The following is a 12,660-nucleotide window of genomic DNA, read 5'->3' as shown; positions in this document are numbered from 1 at the left end:
TTCGCCTTGGCGATGGAGGCCGCGGTCACGGCCGGGGTGGCCGGCTTCGCGGGCTCGGAGGGCTTGGCGGGCTGCTCGGGGGCAGCGGGCACTACCTCGGAGGCGTACAGGAAGGGCTTGGCCAGGCCCTTGGTGGAGAGGTTGTAGTCGTCGGCGATGAACGGAGCTGCCTGATCGGTGCCCAGGTAGTCGCGCACCTCCTGCAGGACCTTCTCGCAGCGCTCCCACACCAGCTCGGTGGCGCGGTCGGCCGCCTTCTCGGCCAGCGCAGCGCGCTCGGCCTTCGGCGCCTTCTGCATGGCCGCGTCGACCAGCTTGTGCTGGGCGATCAGCTCGTTCTGCAGCGCATCCAGGTAGGTGCGCAGACCCGGAGCCACCTTCTCGCGGTTCTGGTCGCCCAGGGTATTCAGATCCATCATCACGTAGGACATGGACTGGTCCCACGGACCGGCTTCGGAAGCCGCGGCGACGCCGCCCTTGGCATGGTCGGTGTCGTCGTAGACTGAGCCGTAGCGCTCGTTGACCTTGCTCAGCAGGGCCGAGTACATGGGCACTTCGACGTTGAACTCGCCGGGCGCCAGGCCCTCCCACTGGATGGTGGCAATTTCGGGATCGAGGCCGCGGCGCACCTCGAACATATGGGTCTCGGAAGTACCCATGGTGCCGATAACCTGAGAGTTGCTGAGGCCAGAGCCGACGCCCTCGACGTCGGTGCCCTCACCGCGGTAGCCCAGGAAGCGCAGACCGTCCATAACGGTGTAATCGGCGCGACCCGGCTTGAAGAATTGAGTGGGGTTGGTGATGGACACCCTGCCATCGGCAACCGAATAGTCGAGATCCTTCGCAGCGTCGAAGAAGTGACGGCCCTGCACATAGCGCTTGCTCGAGCTGGTAGGAGCCGGACCATAGGTGCCCACCACGTCGATGGTGCCATCCTCGTTGGTCTTCAGGAAATCAGCGTCTTTGGCGGTTTTGATGATGTCCTTCGAGCACAGAACCCCCTTGCCCACTACGGGAGTGGGGTCATCCTCGGACGTCGCCTTGATGTCCAGCGGCATGGCCAGGTTGCCCATGTTCGGATTAACCGACACCTGGTCCTCGGGAAGCAGCAGAGCAACCCACTGGTGGCCAGAAACCACCGACATGAGCCAGGTCTCGTTGTTGTCGCTGATAATAAGCTGGTCGCAGGCGTATGCACCATTTTCGTCAATCAAGCGGCCAATAAGCTCGACACCCTCGCGAGCCGTGTTGCTCTGGCCGAGGATGATGCTGGCGTAGTTGTACTCGCCGATACCGCTATCCTCATTTGCCGGGTCGGCTTTCCTCGCGTTGCTATTCATGCTGGTCGAAAGCGTGGCCGTGCAGGAGACACCCTTCTCATTGATGCCTGCAGAGGTGTAGGCGTTGGGCTGATTGTCCCACGCGTCCACGTTATCGCGCACGTAGGTGTAGCGCAGCGTAGGCTTGTCGGCATTCCACTTGAAATCAGTCTCGTCTGAGTAATAGAGGAACCCGCGAGCGTGGGCCTCCTCCACACCGAACGTCTTATGGTAGCGCTTGGAATAATCCTCCGAGCGACCGTACAGATAGGTGTTCTGATCCGCCGTGTAACTATCGGGAATCCAGAACTGAGTGCAAGCCAGCGCCTCCAGAGGTACCCCTGCGACCAAGGTGCCAGCCAACGCAAGCGGCAGCGCCAGCTTGCCTAGATGAGAGAGCTTCATAACTCCCCTTTCTCCATCTTTGACCGCAGCGGCGCCTTAGGGCGCATGCGGCTCCTGTCAAAGATCGAGATACTGGGCAGTCTCGGACGCGCGCGGTTTCCATCTCCTCCATACCTTCAAACCGGGTCCGTCCAGTTCCCTCGAACGGGCTCAACCTATCAAAAAAGCGCCCCCCCCCCCGCAAGGGTTTTCGGGCAGAAAGGGCGCTACGAGGCGGGTGTAACTTGGGTTTAGATGAATGTTTACGCAGGTAGATGCGTTATCTGTGACAAAACGTCAATGAAAAGGCTGCCAGTGTTCAAAGAGAAGAAAGGCCGGCTCTCGTTAGGAGAGCCGGCCCAATGATGCAGGCGGATGAGAAGCGCCGCTAGTTACTCCCCCAGCTTTTCCGCGCGCGTTTGTTGGAACCAGGCAGCCAGTTCGGGCATACCCTCGCCGGTGCGCGCGCTCGTAACGAAGATTTCCAGATTCGGATTCAGGCGACGCGCTTCAGCTTTCAGGCGCTCCATGTCGAAGTCCTCGTTCAGCGGCAGATAATCGCACTTGGTGACAATGAGCGCATCCACAGCGGCGAACATGGGCGGGTATTTCATCACCTTGTCCCAGCCCTCGGGTACCGACAGCAGCATGACGCGCGTGTGAGCGCCGGTATCGAATTCTGCCGGGCATACCAGATTGCCGATATTCTCCAGGAACAAGTAGTCGAAGCGCATACCGCCGAAGGCTGCGAAAGCGCGCTCGACCATGCCCATTTCCACATGGCAGACACCGCGGGTGTTCAGCTCCACCGAGGCCACACCGGCCTCCTTGATCTTGAGCGCGTCCACATCGGACTCGAGGTCGGCCTCGATAACGCCGAGGTCCTCCACGCCCAAGACGCGCAGCTGCTTGATCAGAGCCAAAAGCAGCGTGGTCTTGCCCGCACCCGGCGACGCCATGACGTCTACGAAAAAGGTGCCCTCCCCCCGACGATTGGCGCGGAAGGCGTCAGCAGCCGCATCGTTCGCGGCCAGGATGTTCTGCTTGACTTCGATGACTTTGCGCTGCTCCATGGCGTGCTCCTTCTCGGATCGTTGACTGGGGTCATCTTATCCCATGGGGCGGCATCGCGTCCCCACATTCTTCGGCACGAAAGCCGAGCGAAACAGAAAGCCGAGGGGCGGCGCAACGGCAAGCTGACGGCGGCAAGCAAGGAGGGGGCGAAGGCAGAGGGGTGGCCGCTAAAGCAGAAGGGCAGCCGCCAAAGCAGCTGCCCTTCCGAATGCACCGTGGGATTGATCTCGAAAGCTTTCTAGAGCTTCGCCTGATCAGTCGCCTGACGCGCCTGGGCCTCGACCATTTGCGCACGCACCGCCTCATGCCCCGTACCGCCGTAGGTGGTGCGGGCCGCCACGATAGCCTCGAGATTGAGCGCCCCGGCAATGTCGGCCTCGAACAGAGGGCTTTCTGCCTGGAAGTCGGCCAGCGTCAAATCTTCCAAATCGCAGCCGCGCTTCTCGCAAAGCAGCACCAAGTGCCCCACCACTTCGTGAGCCTGGCGGAAAGGCAGGCCCTTCTTCGCCAGGTAGTCGGCCACATCGGTGGCCGCCAGGTAGCCCTTCTTCGCCTGAGCCATCATGGCCTCGGGGTTGACCTGCATAGTCGCAATCATACCTGCAGCACACACGTAGCAGTCCTCCAGGGTATCTGCAGCATCCATGGCACCCTGTTTGTCTTCCTGTAGGTCCTTGTTATAGGCCAGGGGCAGGCCCTTCAGCGTCATCATAAGGGCCATCAGGTCGCCCACCACCCGGCCGGACTTCCCGCGAATGAGCTCGGCGAAATCGGGGTTCTTCTTCTGGGGCATGATGGAGGAGCCCGTGGCATAAGAGTCCGACAGCGTCACGAACCCGAACTCGGAGCTGGACCAGAGCACCAGCTCCTCGCAAAGCCGCGACAAGTGCAGGCACGACACACTGCAAGCATAGAGCAGATCGAGCAAAAAGTCGCGATCGGACACAGCATCAAGCGAGTTGGGAATGGGATGGTCGAAGCCCAAGGCCGCCGTGGTGGCGAAGCGATCAAGCGGATAGGTGGTTCCGGCCAGGGCCGCCGCGCCCAAAGGATTCGCGTCGGCAGCCGCCTGGGCGGCGGCCAAGCGATCGAAGTCGCGAGCGAGCATCCACACATAGGCCAACATATGATGCGAGAACAGCACCGGCTGGGCATGCTGCAAGTGGGTATAGCCCGGCAAGATCACATCGAAGTTCGCCTCGGCCTGGGCCAGCAGTGCCTCGCGCAGAGCCAGGTTGGCCGCCATGAGGTCAGCCGCCCGCTGTTTGGCGAACAGCCGCGTGTCCGTGGCCACCTGGTCGTTGCGCGAGCGCCCCGTGTGCAGCCGCGCCCCGGCGCTGCCGATACACTCGGTCAGCGCGCTCTCGATGGCCATATGGATGTCCTCGTTGTTGATGTCGAAGACAAACGAACCGCTCTCGATATCCTTCTGAATACCGTCAAGCCCTTCCGCAATAGCCGCCGCGTCCTCCTGAGGAATAACCCCCTGAGCCGCCAGCATGGCCGCATGGGCCTTCGAGCCCGCAATATCCTGCGCATAGAGCCGCTGGTCCACGGGCAGCGAAGCCCCGAACCGTTGGGTGAACGCATCCACCCCTTCCTCAAACCGACCAGACCACAGAGCCATAAGAAAAACCTTTCATTACCCGAGGAGCAGCCCCGCCGACAGTCGGCGTCGTCGGAGAACTTCTCTGAACACTAACTTTAAACTATGGCCGAAGGCCATTTCGTAAATGCATGAGGGAGCGCAGCGCCTGAGCCGAAGGCGAAGTAGCGAAGCGGGTAGTTCGCAGACGATGCCGGCTGGCGGCGGGGCGAACAAGCTAAAAGGCCTTGGCCTACGCCGTTGCTTTCTCGGTGGCCTCGAGGATTTCCTCGGCTTCGCTTACTACTTCCTGGCAAGCGGCGTTGGTGGCGTCAACATCGGCGAAGGAAGGCATACGGGCGTCGTTGGCCAGACGATTTTCCGCCCACACCTTGCAGGACAGGCTATGGATGTCGATGAAGCCCTTGGCAGCCTGATGGTCGAAGGCGTCGTCGGCGTCGTAGGTGGCCAGGCCGAAGTCATAGAGCGAGAAAGCGCTCTTCCGTCCCACCACGGTGCAGCTGCCCTTGTACAGCTTCAGCTTCACCGTGCCCGTCACGCACTGCTGGGTGTTGGCCAGGAAGGCATCATACGCCTCCTTGAGCGGCGAGAACCACAGGCCGTTGTAGACCTGGTCAGCCCAGGCCTGCTCGATGGCCAGCTTCGCGTGGAGCACGCCGCGCTCGAGGCACAGGTCCTCCAGCGCCTTATGGGCCTGGATGAGCGCCAGACCGCCCGGCACCTCGTAGCACTCACGGCTCTTCACGCCCACAAGCCGGTTCTCCACCATGTCGATGCGGCCGAAGCCGTTGGCACCGGACAGCTCGTTCATGGCGTAGATGATGGAGAGGAAGTCCATGGGCTTGCCGTCAAGGGCGCAGGGAATACCCTGGTTGAACTCGATTTCCACGTAGGTGGGCGCATCGGGGGCCTCAGTGGGGTCGACGGTCATGGTCCAGATGTCCGCCGGCGGCTCGCACCAGGGATCCTCCAGCACGCCGCACTCGATGGCCCGGCCCCACAGGTTGTCGTCAATGGAATAGGGCGCCTCGGCCGTGGCTTTCACCGGCACATTGTGAGCCGCGGCCCAGGCAATCTCATCGGCCCGGCAGCCCAGATCCCAGTCGCGCACCGGCGAGAGAATGGTCAGGGTCGGGTCCAACATGAGGACAGAAGATTCAAAGCGCACCTGATCGTTGCCCTTGCCCGTGCATCCATGGGCCACGAACTTGGCGCCATAGGCATGGGCCACCTTCACCAGGTGCTTGGCAATGAGCGGACGGGACAGGGCGCTCACGAGGGGGTACTTGTTCTCGTACATGGCGTTGGCGGCCATGGCGCAGGAGAGGTACTCGTTGGCGAACGTGGCTCTCATGTCCACCACTTGGCAGCCGATGGCGCCCGTGGCCAGAGCCTTCGCCTTCACCGCTTCCAGACCGTCGTGCTCCTGGCCCAAGTCGCCCACCACGGCGATGACATCGAGGTTGTACTCTTCCTGGAGCCACTTGATGCACACCGAGGTATCAAGACCGCCGGAGTACGCAAGGACGACGCGCTCCTTCTCGCCCGGCGCCGGAGCAGCGGACAGCTGCGGGGCATCATGGAGGGAAGAAGCGGGGGTGTTGGCGGAGTTCGACGGATTCATGGTTGTGCCTTTCTGATAAACGAGCTTGCGGTGCGATGCCCGTTCGGAAAGGCGGCGGAGGGTGCTGGATTGCGGTGCGGCCTGCTGCGGACCGAAGCGCACCAGGGTGCGACGGTCGAGCGCTCAAGCGCAAATCAAGCGAGGGGAATTATTCCACGGCTCATTCCAAGGTGGGCTTACCTTGAAGATGCCCCAGACGGGGCCGAGATAGTCTGCTTACGCGCTACGGCGTCGCAGACGGCTGATACGTCGGCGTCGGTCGACGTTTGCCGTGGAGGTGAGGAAAGCATTCATGCGCACGCAGCCAGCGGCGTTACCGCCGTGTACTTGAGCTGTGTAAGCCGCTGCCTGCATAGTGCGAAGTTCCTTTCCTAACGCCGGCCGTCCGAGTTATGGGGCGTGTCCGCGTGCGGACTGACCCTCGGCCGTGCGATTGGTCGGTATTATGCCGTAAAAGATGAGGGTGTCAATAACGAATCGCCGAGTTTTTTCGAAAACGGTCGAAATTTTTTGTGCAATGTGCTGTGCGCATGCACAAAAAATGGCGCTTGCGACCTGGAATTATGCAGCCAATGGCTCATAGAGTTTGTCCTTTATTTGTGCAGGAAACCGCGGGCATCTCATCTTCTGTCACAAAATACAAGCCGCCGCGTACGGCTTGCGTACGCGGCGGCTTCGAACTCTCTGCGGAGCAGCCGACTCTTATCCCTGCAGCAGCGTGGCCAGCTTTTCCACCAGCACGTCGACATCGGCCTCGGTGCAGATGAGGGGCGGCAGGAAGCGCAGCGTGGAGGGGCCCGTGGCGTTGAGCACCAGGCCACACTCCAAACCAGCGGCCACGATATCGGGCGCCGCCGGAGCCTCGTGGGTCAGGTCGATGCCGTTCATGAGGCCCAAGCCGCGCACCTCGTTGACATGGGGTAACCCGGCCAGACGCTCGCGCATGTAGGCGCCCACCTCTTCAATATGGGCGGCCATACCCGGTGCCAACAAGGTGGACAGCGTAACATGGGCTGCCGCCATGGCAATGTTGGAACCGCCGAAGGTGGTGCCGTGGTCGCCCGGGGCGAAGGCCGCGGCCACCGAGGTCTTAGCGGCGCAGGCGCCGGCCACGATACCCGAGGCGATGCCCTTGGCCATGGTCACAATATCGGGCACCACGTCGAAGTGCTGGAAGCCGTAGGGCAAGCCGGTGCGGAAGATACCGCTTTGCACCTCGTCGCAAATCATGAGCGCCCCGTGCTCCGCCGTCAGGCGACGCACGGCCTGCACGAACTCCTCGGTGCAGGGGTGCACGCCGCTTTCGCCCTGCACTACCTCCATCATGACGGCGCAGATGCGGTCGCCCTGGGTGGCGAACAGGCGCTCCAAGGCTTCCACGTCGTTGATGGGCGTGGAGGTGAAGCCCGCCGGCAGCGGCTGGAAGGCCTCCTGCTTGGCCGGCTGGGCCGTAGCAGCCAGGGTGGCCAAGGTGCGGCCGTGGAAGCTCTTCGCCAGGGTGACAATCAGGCGCGGAGCCAGCTCGGCATCGATGCCGGCCGCCTCGGTACGGCGGCGGGCGTAAAGGCGCGCCAGCTTGATGGCACATTCGTTGGCCTCGGCGCCGGAATTGGCGAAGAAGGTCTTCCATGTTTCGGGATGGGCCTCTTTGTTGCCCGCGTTCAGCATGGTGGACAGCAGCTGGGCCACTTCCCCGCGATGCTCGATATAGTAGTAGTTGCTGACGTGGATGAGCTTGGCGGCCTGCTCGGACACGGCCTCGACCAGCGCCGGATAGCAGTGGCCCAAGCTGCACACGCCAATGCCGGACAGGAAGTCCAGGTACTCGCGGCCCTCGTCGTCGCGCAGGATCATGCCCTCGCCCTCGACGAACTCCACGGGCTTGCGGGCAAAGGTGCCCATTACATATTCGGATTCCAGAGCCATTTCACGGGCCAGGGTCATGAGATGTCCTTTCTCGGTTCACGCACAGGGTGCGCAGCGGATGGCGAAGCGGCCACGGGACGGACCGCCCACGCCCTTAGCGGTTCTCGATCAGCTTGGCGGCAAACTTGCCCACGGGAGACAAGTTCAGGAACTGAGCCGACTCCAAACCGGTGACCATGGTGCCCATGCCGGAGTCGGTGAGCATTTCCAGCAGCAGGGCGTGAGGCACGGTGCCGTTGATGATATGGGCACCGCTGACGCCGGCGTCCAGGGCGCGCACGCAGCTGCCCAGCTTGGGAATCATGCCGCTGGTCAGCTTGTCGCCGCGGATCATGGCCTCGGCCTCGCCGAGAGTCATCTCGGCAATGAGCGAGGCGGGGTCGGGATAGTTCTCGTAGAGGCCGTCCACGTCGGTGAGGAAGATGATCTTATGGGCGCCGATGGCCGCGGCAATATGGCCGGCGGCAATGTCGGCGTTCACGTTGTAGCAGCCGCCGTCCTCACCGATGGCAATGGAGGCGATGATGGGAATGTAGTCCTCGGCAATAAGGTCCTCGATGAGGGCGGTGTTGATGCGAGTGATCTTGCCCACGCGGCCCAGGCGCTCGTCGGCCTGCTCGGCCACGATGATGCCCGCGTCGGTGCCCGACACGCCCACGCCCATGTTGCCGTGGGCGTTCATGTCCTCCACCAGCTGCTGGTTCACTTCGCCGGTAAGTACCATGCGCACGAGCGCCATGGCCTCGTCGGTAGTAACGCGCTGACCGTCGACGAACTCCACGGGAATGTCGAACTTGTCGAACACGCGGTTGATGGCCTTGCCGCCGCCATGCACCAGCACCGGGTTCACACCCAGAATTTTCAGCAGCACGATGTCGGCCATAACGCCCGCGGCCAGCTGGGGGTTCTCCATGGCCGAGCCGCCGTACTTGATAACAATAGTCTTGCCCGTTACCTGCTTGAGCCAGGGCATGGCCTCGAACAGAATTTCGCCGGTAGATTCCGCGATGCCCTGGGCGCGGGCCTCAGATGCGTACTTCATGAACGGTAGTCTCCATTGATCGTTACGTACTCGTGCGAGAAATCGCACGTCCACATGACCGTGCTGTAGTCACCGGCGTGCAAATGCACATCGATGGCGCACTCGGGCTGCTCGAAGCGCAGTAGCGCCTCGTCCTCGTCGAAGGGAACGGTGAGTCCCGCACGGCACACAGGCAACCCCAGTATATCGATGTCCACGTCCTCTTGGGCAAACTGCGCCCCCGACCGTCCGAGGGCGGCAGCAACGCGGCCCCAATTGGCATCGTGGCCGTACACAGCCGTTTTCACAAGCGGCGAATTGGCCACCGTGCGGGCCGCCGCGTCGGCGTCTTCGGCCGTGGCCGCGCCGCGCACCGTGACAGTTATGAGGCGCGTGGCCCCTTCCCCGTCGGCGGCCATGGCGCGGGCCAGCGTCATGCACACCACATCGAGAGCCTGCTGGAAACCGGCGAAGGCCGGCGTGCCCGGCTCGAAGCGGGCGCCGCCTGGCGCCGCCGCGCCCGAGGCCAGGGCAAAGCAGCTGTCGTTGGTGGACGTATCGGAGTCCACCGTGACCTTGTTGAAGCTCTTGTTCACCGCCCGGGTAAGCGCCGCCGACAAATCGGGGGCGGCCACCGGCGCATCGGTGGTGATGACGGCAATCATCGTGGCCATATTCGGCATGATCATGCCCGCGCCCTTCGCCATGCCGCCCACGGTGAACATCGTGTCGGGGTAGCCGAAATCATCGCCGGGGAAGCTGACGGCCAGGTGCTTGGGGCGCGTGTCGGTGGTCATGATGGCCCAGGCCGCCTGGGCGCCCCCCGCCTCGCGAGCGGCGTCGTCAGTTTGGGCGTCCAGGGCCGCCAAGGCCGCCGGCACTCCTTCGCCAAAGGGCTCAAGGCGCAGATGCTGGCCGATGACGCCCGTGGAAGCCACGAGCACCTCATTGGCCGGGCAGCCCACCGCGTCGCCCACCAGGGCCGCGGTATCGCGGGCCGCTTGCAGGCCGCGCTCGCCCGTAGCCGCGTTGGCAATGCCGGAGTTCACCACCACCGCGCGGGCGCAGCCGTAGGAAGGCGCTCCCGGACCGCCCTCGCTCAAATGCTCGCGCGACACCCGCACCGGAGCGGCGCAAAACACGTTCGTGGTGAAGGTGGCCGCTGCGGCGCAAGGCTCGTCAGCCACTACCAGGGCCATGTCAAGACGATCAGGGTCGGCACGGAAGCCCGCGTGGACACCGACGGCCTTGAAGCCGCGTGCGCTGGCCGGGCCGCCCTCTTCGTGGAACACCAGGGGCGTGTCGGTCAGATCGGGAATGGGAAGCGTCATGAGATTCTCCTCTTACGCACAAGGGACAATGGCGAAAACGCCCGAACCGCCTAAGCGGCCCGGGCGCCATAGCTAAACGGGATTGGCAATTTCCTCAAGACCGGCGGTCTCGGGCAGACCGAACACAATGTTGGCGCACTGCACCGCCTGACCGGCGGCACCCTTGCCCAAATTGTCAATGGCGCCCGTGGCCACAATGAGGCCGGCCGGATGGACCGCCACACCCACCTGAGCACGGCAGGTGCCGGCTACCGAGGCCGTGCGCGGTTGCACGCCGGCGTCCATAACCGTGACGAGCGGGCTTTCGGCGTAGAACGTGCGGTACATGTCCACCAGCTCTTCGGTGGTGGGAGCCTTCACGCCCGGGGCAAGCGGCAGCGTGACCGTGGACAGCAGGCCGCGATTGATCGGAGCCAGATGCGGCGTGAACACCAGCCGTCCCTCCAAACCCAGGATCTGCTCGATCTCGGGGGTGTGGCGGTGAGTGCCCACGCCATAGGCCTCCAGGTTCTCGTTGGCGAAGCAGAAGTGCGTGCGCTCGGTGGCCTTCTTGCCCGCACCCGTGACCCCGGAGATGGCGTCGGCCACCACCGGCGCCACCGCGTCCACCAAGCCGGCGCGAATGGCCGGCGCGGCGGCCAGCGAGGTGGCCGTGGGATAGCAGCCGGCGCAACCCACCAGCACCGCCTGGCCCTCAGCGCGGCGCGCGGCCGCGGCGGCCAGCTGGTCGCCCGTCAGCTCGGGCAAGCCGAAGGCGGCCTGGGCCAGAAGATCGGTGGCGGTGTGGGGCGCGTACCACTGCTCATAGACGGCGGGATCCTTCAGGCGGAAATCGGCAGACAAGTCCACCACGGTGACCCCCGCCTCAATAAGAGCCGGAGCCATGCCCATAGCCGCCTTGTGCGGCACGGCCAAAAACACTACGTCGCAAGCGGCGAAGTCCGCATCTTCGTGGGTGGAGAACGCCAGGTCGGTTACCCCGGCGAAGGCGGGGTAGGCCTTCGCGATAGGCGTGCCCGCCAGCGCATCGGACGTGGCCACGGCCAGGTCGAACGAGGGGTGGCGCGTCAAAAGGCGCACCAGCTCGATGCCGGCGAATCCGGCGGCTCCCACTACTCCAGCACGATAGGTCATAGGGACTCCTTCTCGAGCGACGCCGAAAACTCCGGCATCGAAAAGCTGTTTGAGCACGTGCACAAAGATGACGTGCGCACGATGCGTTCCATCATACCCCCTTTTCGCGGGTTTGTGACAACTTGGAGCAAGTTGTCGGGCGCCCCGTCATGCAAGCGGGGCTTCCGATACACTGGGGCAATGTATCTTTTTGAAAGGAGCTCGCAACATGAGCAACAAAGGTAAGAAAGTTAAGGTGCACTACACCGGCACGCTCGACGACGGCACGAAGTTCGATTCGTCGGTCGATCGCGGCGAGCCCATCGAGTTCGTGTGCATGACCGGTCAGATGATCCCCGGCTTCGACGCCGCTGTGGAGGACATGGCCGTGGGCGAGAAGAAAACCGTGCACATTCCCGCCGCCGAGGCCTACGGCGAGCGCGACGAGGCCGCCGTGCAGAAGGTGCCCGTCGACCAGATTCCCAACGCCGATCAGCTGCCCGTGGGCCAGACGGTGTACATGATGGGCCCGGGCGGCCAGCCCTTCCCCGTGTTCGTGGAGTCCATCGAGGACGGCATTGTCACCTTCGACATGAACCACGAGCTGGCCGGCAAGGACCTCAACTTCGAGATCGAGCTGGTCGAGGTCGAGGACTAACCCCTCCCCTCTCGCTCGCGCACAAAGGGCTCCGTCGATGACGGAGCCCTTTTTACGTCCATCCGCGAAGCAGAAGCGACAGCCGGCACGCTTTAAGCAAGGGCCTCGGCGGAATAGGACTCAACGGAAACCGGCGCCGTCGCTGGGACCTTCTTCGGGAACAGGCCCTTGAACAGACCGGGCAGGACCGCCCAGGAACCGGGCTGCGGCACGGCCTCGGCTTCGGCCAGGGCGCACACCGCCGAAGAAGCGTGCTGGGAGCTGATGCCCAGGGCGGCGAAGCGCTGCTCCAGCTTCGTGCAGTAGGCGGCATCGGCGGAATCGAGGGCGGACACGGCAGCTTGGGCCTTCTCGTTAAACAGCTTCATGGGGGGCTCCTTTCAACGCGGGTGCGAGGGAATTGCTTTCGACACCACGCAGTTTAGGAGCCCGCAACCGACAAGCTTTTGGTCGTTTGAACGAAGCTAATAACAGTCTTTTGTGCGATCAGCCAATGCCTAGAAACCGAACTTCCTGTCCTCGAGGCGGGCATCCACCGCATCGCCCGTAAGGAACACCAAGAACAGGAGGGCTGCCAGCTCGCGGTCGGTGGCCTCTTCCATGG

The 12,660-nt window shown here is 63.3% G+C and carries 10 protein-coding genes; 1 reads left to right on the top strand and 9 read right to left on the bottom strand.

The genetic code is table 11. The features are described 5' to 3' along the window. The 8 genes from QZ307_RS09125 to argC form a co-directional block, all read right to left on the bottom strand. Positions 1-1,724: C69 family dipeptidase (locus tag QZ307_RS09125; RefSeq protein WP_295998989.1), on the bottom strand; the 1,724-nt coding region annotated here is incomplete at its 3' end. 371 nt (positions 1,725-2,095) lie between these two features. Next, positions 2,096-2,776 carry a hydrogenase nickel incorporation protein HypB gene (gene hypB, locus QZ307_RS09120; protein ID WP_295998985.1) on the bottom strand — a complete coding sequence of 227 codons (681 nt, stop codon included), beginning with the start codon at positions 2,774-2,776 and terminating at the stop codon, positions 2,096-2,098. Positions 2,777-3,015: 239 nt separating this feature from the next. Continuing rightward, positions 3,016-4,404 carry an argininosuccinate lyase gene (gene argH / locus QZ307_RS09115; protein ID WP_295998982.1) on the bottom strand — a complete coding sequence of 463 codons (1,389 nt, stop codon included), beginning with the start codon at positions 4,402-4,404 and terminating at the stop codon, positions 3,016-3,018. A 211-nt stretch (positions 4,405-4,615) separates the two neighbouring features. Next, positions 4,616-6,007 carry an argininosuccinate synthase gene (locus tag QZ307_RS09110; protein WP_295998979.1) on the bottom strand — a complete coding sequence of 464 codons (1,392 nt, stop codon included), beginning with the start codon at positions 6,005-6,007 and terminating at the stop codon, positions 4,616-4,618. Between the two features lie 702 nt (positions 6,008-6,709). Further along, positions 6,710-7,951: an aspartate aminotransferase family protein gene (locus tag QZ307_RS09105; protein WP_295998977.1), complete on the bottom strand. Its 1,242-nt coding sequence runs from the start codon at positions 7,949-7,951 to the stop codon at positions 6,710-6,712. Between the two features lie 76 nt (positions 7,952-8,027). Continuing rightward, positions 8,028-8,975, bottom strand: a complete 948-nt coding sequence (gene argB / locus QZ307_RS09100; protein WP_275205589.1) for an acetylglutamate kinase — start codon at positions 8,973-8,975, stop codon at positions 8,028-8,030. Continuing rightward, on the bottom strand, positions 8,972-10,285 hold the full coding sequence (argJ, locus tag QZ307_RS09095) for a bifunctional glutamate N-acetyltransferase/amino-acid acetyltransferase ArgJ (RefSeq protein ID WP_295998972.1): 1,314 nt from the start codon (positions 10,283-10,285) through the stop codon (positions 8,972-8,974). Before argJ ends, argB begins: the two co-directional genes overlap by 4 nt. Before the next feature lie 72 nt (positions 10,286-10,357). Further along, entirely contained in the window at positions 10,358-11,419 is a 1,062-nt protein-coding gene (argC, locus tag QZ307_RS09090) for an N-acetyl-gamma-glutamyl-phosphate reductase (RefSeq protein WP_295998969.1), read from the bottom strand. 208 nt (positions 11,420-11,627) lie between these two features. Between argC and QZ307_RS09085 the strand changes: the two genes are divergently transcribed. Next, entirely contained in the window at positions 11,628-12,056 is a 429-nt protein-coding gene (locus tag QZ307_RS09085) for a peptidylprolyl isomerase (protein WP_295998966.1), read from the top strand. Between the two features lie 92 nt (positions 12,057-12,148). On the opposite strand, the gene QZ307_RS09080 is transcribed toward QZ307_RS09085, so the two are convergent. Then, complete coding sequence (locus QZ307_RS09080) at positions 12,149-12,424, bottom strand: hypothetical protein (RefSeq protein ID WP_295998964.1); 276 nt, start codon at positions 12,422-12,424, stop codon at positions 12,149-12,151. Between the last annotated feature and the right edge of the window lie 236 nt (positions 12,425-12,660).

It is taken from the genome of uncultured Adlercreutzia sp. (assembly GCA_910585575.1).
In the GTDB taxonomy this organism is placed as follows: domain Bacteria; phylum Actinomycetota; class Coriobacteriia; order Coriobacteriales; family Eggerthellaceae; genus Adlercreutzia.
Note: the sequence above shows the minus strand (reverse complement) of the source record. Positions and strands in the feature narration are given on the sequence as shown.

What these genes read in the sequence shown, in the direction of transcription:
- hypB (WP_295998985.1), bottom strand. Translation starts at nt 2,776, where the DNA reads ATGGAGCAGCGCAAAGTCATCGAAGTCAAGCAGAACATCCTGGCCGCG.
- argH (WP_295998982.1), bottom strand. Translation starts at nt 4,404, where the DNA reads ATGGCTCTGTGGTCTGGTCGGTTTGAGGAAGGGGTGGATGCGTTCACC.
- QZ307_RS09110 (WP_295998979.1), bottom strand. Translation starts at nt 6,007, where the DNA reads ATGAATCCGTCGAACTCCGCCAACACCCCCGCTTCTTCCCTCCATGAT.
- QZ307_RS09105 (WP_295998977.1), bottom strand. Translation starts at nt 7,951, where the DNA reads ATGACCCTGGCCCGTGAAATGGCTCTGGAATCCGAATATGTAATGGGC.
- argB (WP_275205589.1), bottom strand. Translation starts at nt 8,975, where the DNA reads ATGAAGTACGCATCTGAGGCCCGCGCCCAGGGCATCGCGGAATCTACC.
- argJ (WP_295998972.1), bottom strand. Translation starts at nt 10,285, where the DNA reads ATGACGCTTCCCATTCCCGATCTGACCGACACGCCCCTGGTGTTCCAC.
- argC (WP_295998969.1), bottom strand. Translation starts at nt 11,419, where the DNA reads ATGACCTATCGTGCTGGAGTAGTGGGAGCCGCCGGATTCGCCGGCATC.
- QZ307_RS09085 (WP_295998966.1), top strand. Translation starts at nt 11,628, where the DNA reads ATGAGCAACAAAGGTAAGAAAGTTAAGGTGCACTACACCGGCACGCTC.
- QZ307_RS09080 (WP_295998964.1), bottom strand. Translation starts at nt 12,424, where the DNA reads ATGAAGCTGTTTAACGAGAAGGCCCAAGCTGCCGTGTCCGCCCTCGAT.